Raw genomic sequence first — 7,516 nt, forward strand, 5'->3', positions numbered from 1 at the left:
AAGGTGTCAGTTCACGCCAGAAAGCCCCTCAGCAGCGCCGCCGTGCCGCAGCAGTGCTCGCGCATCGTCTCCCGCGCCGACTCCGGGTTCCCCTCCAGCACCGCCTCGACCAGGGCGGAGTGCTGCTGCTGGGAGTGCTCCAGATTGCGGACCAGCAGCGGGATGCAGTCCAGCAGGTCGTTCACGGTGGCCCGGACCGCCGCGTACTGGGCCGTCAGGGTGGCCGATCCGGCCAGTTCGCACAGGGTGAGGTGGAAGAGGGTGTCCTGGCGGCGGTAGTCGGCGAGCTGGGCGTCGTGCGTGGCGGCCAGCGCGCGCAGCAGCCGCTGCGAGCCCTCCCCGGTCAGCCCCTGGGAGGCGCACAGGCCGGCCGCGCCCACCTCCAGGACCTCGCGGAAGCGCAGTACGTCCTCGATGTCCACGCCCGCCACCCGCCGCCGGAGCTCCTCCTCGGCCGCGCCCGCCGGGGTGTCGGGGCGGGGCAGGACGAACGTTCCGCCGTACCGGCCGCGCCGGGCCTCCACCAGGCCCTGGTCCTGGAGCACCTTCAGCACCTCGCGCAGGGTGACCCGGCTGATCCCCATCCGCTCGGCCAACTCCCGCTCGGGCGGCAGCCGCTCGCCGCCGGGCACCAGCCCCAGCCGGACCACCTGAAGGATCTGCTCCAAGGCCTCCTCGAAACCGTTGCCCGCCCGCACCTGTCGCAGCACGGGATTAAGCCGCGCGATCGCGTCGCCTTCGCTCGCCGTACCGGTCATTTCGGCTCCTCCCCTTCCCAAGCAATGGTTCTGTTCAATACCTTAGGCGCACTCGGCTCACCGAAGGAGAGATTCCAGTGGTAGACCGCAAGCCGCCGCTCGCGCCCGAGGAGCTCCGCTCCCTCGTCGCCAGCGGTGAGATCGACACAGTCGTCCTGGCCTTCCCCGACATGCAGGGGCGCCTCCAGGGCAAGCGGTTCGCCGCACAGTTCTTCCTCGACGAGGTTCTCGCCCACGGCACCGAGGGCTGCAACTACCTCCTCGCCGTCGACACCGACATGAACACCGTCGACGGGTACGAGATGTCCTCCTGGGACCGGGGCTACGGCGACTTCGCCATGCACCCCGACCTCGCCACCCTGCGCCGCATCCCCTGGAACCCCGGCAGCGCCTTCCTCCTGGCCGACCTGGCCTGGAACGACGGCTCGCCCGTGGTCGCCGCCCCCCGCCAGATCCTGCGCCGCCAGCTCGAACGCCTCGCGGAGCACGGGTACACCGCCATGGTCGGCACCGAGCTGGAGTTCATGGTCTTCCAGGACACCTACGAGCAGGCCTGGAACTCCAACTACCGAGGCCTGACACCCGCCAACCAGTACAACATCGACTACTCCGTCCTCGGCACCGGCCGCGTCGAGCCCCTGCTGCGCCGCATCCGCAACGAGATGCAGGCCGCGGGCCTGGTCGTCGAGTCCGCCAAGGGCGAGTGCAACCTCGGGCAGCACGAGATCGCCTTCCGCTACGACGAGGCGCTGACCACCTGCGACCAGCACTCCGTCTACAAGACGGGGGCGAAGGAGATCGCGGCCCAGGAAGGCGTCTCGCTCACCTTCATGGCCAAGTACGACGAGCGCGAGGGCAACTCCTGTCATATCCACCTCTCGCTGGGTGATGCCGACGGACGCAACGCGATGGCCGGCGACGGACCGGACGACCACGGCGGCATGTCACCGGTGATGCGTCACTTCCTGGCCGGCCAGCTGGCCGCACTGCGGGACTTCTCCCTTCTCTACGCCCCCAACATCAACTCGTACAAGCGTTTCCGGCCCGGATCCTTCGCGCCGACCGCCGTCGCCTGGGGCGTGGACAACCGGACCTGCGCCCTGCGCGTGGTCGGCCACGGCCGCTCCATGCGCTTCGAGAACCGCCTTCCCGGCGGCGACGTCAACCCCTACCTCGCCGTCGCCGGCCTGGTCGCGGCCGGTCTCTACGGCATCGAGAACCGCCTGGAGCTGCCCGAGGCCTGCGCGGGCAACGCCTACACCTCCGACTTCGCACACGTCCCGACCACCCTGCGCGAGGCCGCGGAGCTCTGGGAGAACAGCGAGATCGCCAAGGCCGCCTTCGGCCCCGAGGTGGTCGCCCACTACCGCAACATGGCCCGCGTGGAACTCGACGCGTACGACTCCGCGGTGACCGACTGGGAGCTGCGCCGCTCCTTCGAACGGCTCTGAGCCCCGCCTCCCACCCCGCAGCACCCACCGAAACCGAACGTCTGAGAGGCACCACGTGTCCGATGCGCTGGCCCCACTCGAACTGAGAGTGCTGAATCCGGCCACCGAGGAAATCGTCGCCACCGTCCCGGCCGCCACACGGGACGATGTCGACGCCGCCGTCGCCCGCGCCGCCGCGGCCCAGCGGGGCTGGGCGGCGGCCGCCCCCGCCGACCGGGCCAGACTGCTCCGGCGCTTCGCCGCGGTGGTCGACGGACACATCGAGGAACTGGCCCGGCTGGAGGTCCGCGAGGCCGGACACACCATCGGCAACGCCCGCTGGGAAGCCGGCAACGTACGCGATCTGCTGGAGTTCGCCGCCGGGGGAGTGGAACGGCTCTCCGGCCGCCAGATCCCGGTCGCGGGCGGCATCGACGTCACCTTCCTCGAACCCCTCGGCGTCATCGGCGTGATCGCCCCCTGGAACTTCCCCATGCCGATCGCGGCCTGGGGCCTGGCACCCGCCCTCGCCGCCGGCAACGCGGTCATCCTCAAGCCCGCCGAGACCACCCCCCTCACCGCCCTGCGCCTCGCCGAACTCGCCCTCGAAGCCGGGATCCCCGAACACCTCTTCCAAGTGCTCCCCGGCCACGGCGCGGTCGCCGGAGACGCGCTGGTCGAACACCCCGGCGTGGCGAAGATCGTCTTCACCGGCTCCACGCCGGTCGGCAAGCGGATCATGGCCAAATGCGCGGACCGGGTGAAGCGGGTCACCCTCGAACTCGGCGGCAAGAGCCCCAACATCGTCTTCGCCGACGCGGACCTGGAAGCCGCGGCCGCCGCCGCGCCGATGGCCTTCCTCGACAACACCGGCCAGGACTGCTGCGCCCGCACGCGGATCCTCGTACAGCGCTCCGCGTACGACCGCTTCCTGGAGCTCGTCGCCCCCGGGATCGAAGGCGTGGTCGTCGGAGACCCGTCCGACGAGAAGACCCAGATGGGCCCGCTGATCTCGCGGATCCAGCTGGACCGCGTACGGTCCTACGTCACCGACGACCTCACCGCCCTCCGCGGCAAGGCCCCCGAAGGCCCCGGCTTCTGGTACCCGCCCACCCTCGTCACCGACGTCGACCCCGCCGCGCCCGTGGCCACCGAGGAGGTCTTCGGCCCGGTCGCCGTCGTCCTGCCCTTCGAGGACGAGGAGGACGCCGTACGCCTGGCCAACGCCACCGAGTACGGACTCTCCGGCTCCCTCTGGACCCGCGACATCGGCCGGGCGCTGCGCGTCTCGCGCGCCGTCGCCGCGGGCAACCTGTCCGTCAACTCCCACAGCAGCGTCCGCTACTGGACCCCCTTCGGCGGCTACAAGCAGTCCGGCCTCGGCCGCGAGCTCGGACCCGACGCCCTCACCGCATTCACCGAGACCAAGAACGTCTTCATCAGCACGGAGGCCTGAACCCACCATGACCACTTCCGACAACGAGATCGTCTGCCGCCGCCTGGTCGGCCGTACCGCCGTCATCACCGGAGCCGGCAGCGGCATCGGCCTCGCCACCGCGCGCCGCCTGGCCTCCGAAGGCGCCAACATCGTCTGCGGCGACATCGACGAGAGGGCCGGCAAGGCCGCCGCCGAGGAGGTCGGCGGCACGTTCGTGAAGGTCGACGTCACCAGCCCCGAGGAGGTCGAAGCCCTCTTCAAGACCGCCTTCGACACCTACGGCTCGGTCGACATCGCCTTCAACAACGCCGGCATCTCGCCCCCGGACGACGACTCGATCCTCACCACCGGGCTGGAGGCCTGGAAGCGGGTCCAGGACGTCAACCTCACCTCCGTCTACCTGTGCTGCAAGGCCGCCCTGCCCTACATGCAGCGCCAGGGCCGCGGCTCCATCATCAACACCGCCTCCTTCGTGGCGATCATGGGAGCAGCCACCTCCCAGATCTCCTACACCGCCTCCAAGGGCGGCGTCCTCGCCATGTCCCGCGAACTCGGCGTGCAGTTCGCCCGCGAGGGCATCCGCGTCAACGCCCTGTGCCCCGGACCGGTCAACACCCCGCTCCTCCAGGAGCTGTTCGCCAAGGACCCTGAGCGGGCCGCCCGCCGCCTCGTCCACATCCCGCTCGGCCGCTTCGCCGAACCCACCGAGATCGCCGCCGCCGTGGCCTTCCTCGCCAGCGACGACTCCTCCTTCATCAACGCCACCGACTTCCTCGTCGACGGCGGGATCTCCGGCGCGTACGTCACCCCCCTGTAGGCCCCGGCCGCCAAGGGTTCACCCGGACTGCACCTCCCCGACAGCCGGGCGTCGCACGACGCCCGGCTGTTGTGCTCTACCGTCCGCGATGATCTTCGTAAGAAACAGGAGCGTTCACCCCAGTGACCCGACCCACCTCCGCGCGACGCCTCCAGGCCGTCGCCGCAGCCGCGGCGCTGACCGCCGGCACCCTCGTGGCCGCCGCCCCCGCCGCGCAGGCGGCCCGCCCCGGCGACCACTGCACCACCCCGCAGCTGGGGGCCGGCTGGTACGGGGAGAACCAGGCCCGGCTCCAGCAGCTCATCGACCGGTACGGCACGTGCAACCCCTACCGGCCGAACCGCGACAAGCCCGTCGCCGTCTTCGACTGGGACAACACCGTCGTCAAGAACGACGTCGGCGACGCCACCATGTTCTGGCTGCTGCGCAACGGCAAGATCCGCCAGCCCGTCAGGGGCGACTGGTCCACCACCAGCCGCTACCTCACCCCCGCCGCCACCAAGGCCCTGGCCGACGCCTGCGGCGCGCTCGCCCGCCCCGGAGCCCCGCTGCCCACCGGCACCCCCGCCGGCGCCCCCTGCGCCGACGAACTGGTCGCCGTCTACGGCACCGGCGCGACCCGGACCGCCGCCGCGGCCTTCGCCGGCTGGGACCGCCGCACGGTCGAGCCCGCCTACGCCTGGCTGCCCCAGCTGACCCAGGGCTGGACCGCCCGCGAGATCCGCGGCTTCGCGGCCGCCGCGCGCAGCGAGAACCTGGCCGCGCCCATCGGCGCGAAGCAGCAGGTCGGCACCGGCACCGCCACCGGCTGGGTGCGCTACTACGACCAGCAGAAGGACCTCATACGCGGCCTCCAGAAGGCCGGCTTCGACGTGTGGATCAGCTCGGCCTCGCCGCAGCCCGTCGTCGAGGTGTGGGCCGAGGGCGCGGGGGTCGACGCCGACCACGTCATCGGCATCCGCAACACCACCACGTACGGCGGCAAGCACACCACCCACCTCCAGGGCTGCGGTTCCGTCAAGGACGGGGCCGACACGATGATCACGTACATCGACGGCAAGCGCTGCTGGATCAACAAGGAGATCTTCGGGGTGCGGGGCGCCGCCGCCGAGAAGGTCCAGCCGGCCGCCCGGCGGCAGGTCTTCGCCGCGGGCGACTCCGACACCGACATCTCGTTCCTGCGGGACGCCACCGCGCTGCGGCTCGTGGTCAACCGCAACAAGAACGAGCTGATGTGCCGCGCGTACGACAACAGCGACGGCAAGTGGATCGTGAACCCGATGTTCATTGAGCCGAAGCAGCAGAAGACCTCGCCGTACCCGTGCGCCACGGCCGGCTACATCGACCACGACGGCACGGCGGGACCCGTCCGCCGGGGCGACACGAGCGTCATCCCCGACCAGACGGACTCCGTCCACGCGCCGTAGCGGACTCCGGCCGACCGCTACAGGAAGGTGCGGCCCTCGCCCCGGTAGGTCGGGGCGGTGGCCGTCACCCGGTCGCCCTCGACCAGGTGCAACTCGTCGAAGCGCTCGCACAGTTCACCGGCCTTCGCGTGCCGGAACCAGACCCGGTCGCCGATCAGCAGGTCATCGGCGGGGCTGCCCAGCAGCGGCGTCTGCACCTCGCCCGCGCCCTCCTGCGGGTCGTAGCGCAGACCCGCGGGGAGGTACGGCACGGGAAGCCGGTCAGGGCCGGGCGCGCCGGAGGCCGGGTACCCGCCGCCGAGCACGGTCACCACCCCCACCCCGGGCCTCCTGACGACCGGCTGGGCGAACAGGGCCGCCGGGCGTCCCCGGAACGAGGTGTAGTTGTCGAACAGCCGCGGTACGTAGAGCCCCGAGCCGGCGGCGATCTCCGTGACGGCCTCCTCCGCGGCGGTCTGCTGCACACTGCCGGTACCGCCGCCGTTGACGAACTCCAGGTCCGGCACCACGGCACGGACCGCGCGCACCGTCTCGGCGCGCCGGGCGGCCAGCTCCTTGCGGGCCGCGCTCTGCATCAGCCGGATCGCGCGGGAGCGCAGCGGGCGCCCCGAGAGGGAGTCGCCGACCCCGGCGACGTGCCCCTCGTACCCCATCAGCCCGACGACGCGGAACCCCGGACGCTCCGTCACGGCCCGGGCCAGCCCGGCTAGCTGGTGCGGCTCGCGCAGCGGTGACCGCAGGGCGCCGACGCGGACCCTGCCCCCGAGGAGGCGCAGCGCGGTGTCCAGCTCCAGGCAGACCCGCACCTCCTGCGTGCCGCCGTCGCGCGCGCGGTCGATCAGGTCCAGCTGGGCAGGGTCGTCGACCATGACGGTGACGGCCGCGGCCAGCTTGGGGTCGCCCGAGAGCTCGGCGAAGCCGGCGCGGTCGGCGGAGGGGTAGGCGAGCAGGACGTCCTCGAAGCCGGAGCGGGCCAGCCAGATGCTCTCGGCGAGGGTGTACGACATGATCCCGGCGAACCCGGGCCGGGCCAGTACCCGTTCGAGGAGCGCGCGGCACCGGACGGACTTGCTGGCCACCCGGACCGGCTTGCCGCCGGCGCGGCGGACGAGGTCGTCGGCGTTGGCGTCGAACGCGTCCAGGTCGACGATGGCCAGGGGGGCGTCGAGGTGGGCGGTGGCCTTGTCGTACCGAGCGCGGTCGGAAGTCATGGCGGCAGCCTGCCACGTTGGGGTACTGGGGGGTAGGGGGGCGCCCTGACCGTTGCCCTGGCCGGGCGTTTACGGGGTTCGGGGGTCCCCGCTACCCCGGGTTGGTTTGCAGCTCGGCTGCCGTTGCCCTGGCCGGGCCGGTGACGGGGTTCGGGGTGTCCCCGTGTCCCCGGGACTTGGTTTGCAGCTCGGCTGCTGCGTGTCGCCTCAAGCGCCGGCCGTTGCCCTGGCCGGGCGGTTGACGGGGTTCGGGGTGCCCCTGCGGGGCGGGGCTCGTTTGCTGTTCGGCAGTGTGTTCGCCTCAAGCGCCGGCGGGGCTGGGGTGGTGGGTCGGTGACGGGTCCGGGGTGGGGTGTCGTCCGGGGCGGGCATGATTTATGGCGCCTGTTCAGGACCTTGAAGTTCGGGCTTCTGTGCGCCACAAATCACGTTTTA

6 protein-coding genes are annotated in these 7,516 nt (G+C 71.7%); 4 read left to right on the forward strand and 2 right to left on the reverse strand.

The features are described 5' to 3' along the window. Positions 1-11: 11 nt before the first annotated feature. Positions 12-758 carry a FadR/GntR family transcriptional regulator gene (locus ACZ4TG_RS31670; protein WP_468169398.1) on the reverse strand — a complete coding sequence of 249 codons (747 nt, stop codon included), beginning with the start codon at positions 756-758 and terminating at the stop codon, positions 12-14. 77 nt (positions 759-835) lie between these two features. Here ACZ4TG_RS31670 and ACZ4TG_RS31675 point away from each other — a divergent pair, with 77 nt between their 5' ends. From ACZ4TG_RS31675 to ACZ4TG_RS31690, 4 genes are all read left to right on the forward strand, one after another. After that, positions 836-2,209 (forward strand): glutamine synthetase family protein, encoded by a 1,374-nt coding sequence (locus ACZ4TG_RS31675; RefSeq protein WP_468169401.1) that lies wholly within the window; start codon positions 836-838, stop codon positions 2,207-2,209. A 55-nt stretch (positions 2,210-2,264) separates the two neighbouring features. Next, on the forward strand, positions 2,265-3,644 hold the full coding sequence (locus ACZ4TG_RS31680) for an aldehyde dehydrogenase family protein (protein ID WP_468169404.1): 1,380 nt from the start codon (positions 2,265-2,267) through the stop codon (positions 3,642-3,644). A 7-nt stretch (positions 3,645-3,651) separates the two neighbouring features. Next, positions 3,652-4,443 (forward strand): 3-oxoacyl-ACP reductase, encoded by a 792-nt coding sequence (locus ACZ4TG_RS31685; RefSeq protein ID WP_361786302.1) that lies wholly within the window; start codon positions 3,652-3,654, stop codon positions 4,441-4,443. Positions 4,444-4,565: 122 nt separating this feature from the next. Further along, positions 4,566-5,870, forward strand: coding sequence for a haloacid dehalogenase-like hydrolase (locus ACZ4TG_RS31690; RefSeq protein ID WP_468169407.1), 1,305 nt, complete (start codon positions 4,566-4,568; stop codon positions 5,868-5,870). Between the two features lie 17 nt (positions 5,871-5,887). Here the strand turns inward: ACZ4TG_RS31690 and ACZ4TG_RS31695 are convergent, their stop codons facing one another. Further along, on the reverse strand, positions 5,888-7,081 hold the full coding sequence (locus tag ACZ4TG_RS31695) for an amino acid deaminase/aldolase (RefSeq protein ID WP_468169410.1): 1,194 nt from the start codon (positions 7,079-7,081) through the stop codon (positions 5,888-5,890). Positions 7,082-7,516: the final 435 nt, after the last annotated feature.

It is taken from the genome of Streptomyces sp. NPDC028314, from assembly GCF_055565795.1.